Annotated in this window: 1 protein-coding gene; it reads right to left on the reverse strand. The window is 81.8% G+C overall.

The window, feature by feature from the left end; all coding sequences use genetic code 11:
- Positions 1–51: 51 nt before the first annotated feature.
- Positions 52–769: methyltransferase domain-containing protein (locus tag KBX37_RS33990; RefSeq protein ID WP_374103952.1), on the reverse strand; the 718-nt coding region annotated here is incomplete at its 5' end.

Below are 769 nucleotides of genomic sequence, written 5' to 3' on the forward strand. Positions count from 1 at the left end.
CGGCGCGGCCGGCGAGCCGGACCAGCAGGTCGGTGGCGCGGGGCCGGGCGGTCAGGGGCGGGTCAGCTCGGCGAACCAGCGGCGGCCGGCCCGGAACACCTCGCCGACCGCCAGCCCGGCCGCCGCCGCCGGGCCCGCCACCGCGCCGGTGTCCAGCCAGGCCCAGCGGAAGCTCGGCCCCGGACGCCGACCGGTCAGCACGTGGACCTGCCCCTGCCAGGCGCCGGACCCGGGCGGCTCCAGCTCCACCAGCACCGTGCCGGCCGGCCGCAGCAGCGCCCGGCACCGGCGCAGCAGCGCCGCCGGGTCGCCGCCGATGCCGATGTTCCCGTCCAGCAGCACCGCGTGCGCCCAGCGTCCCTCCGCCGGCAGCGGGCCGAACAGGTCGGCCTGTACGGCCACCGCACCCCGGGCCCGGGTCAGCGCCACCGCCCGGGCCGACACGTCCACCCCGAGGGTGGTCAGCCCGGACCGGGTCAGGGCCAGGGTCACCCGGCCCGGTCCGCAGCCCAGGTCCAGGGTGGGGCCGGCGCAGCGGGCGAGCACCGCCGTGTCCGCCGGGTCGGCCGGGCCGTGCCAGCGGTCCACCGGCAGCCGGCGGCGCAGCCCGTCGGCGGGCACCAGCCAGTGCGCGTCCACGCCCCGGTCGCGCAGGGCGGCGGCGAAGCCGTCCACGGCCGGCGCGGTCACGCCCGCACCACCATCGCCCGGCGTACCGCGGCGACCTGCCGGGCGAACCGGCCACCCGGGACCGCGGCGGCCACCGCCC

The organism is Micromonospora sp. U56, from assembly GCF_018070095.1.
GTDB classification, from domain to species: Bacteria; Actinomycetota; Actinomycetes; order Mycobacteriales; family Micromonosporaceae; genus Micromonospora; species Micromonospora purpureochromogenes.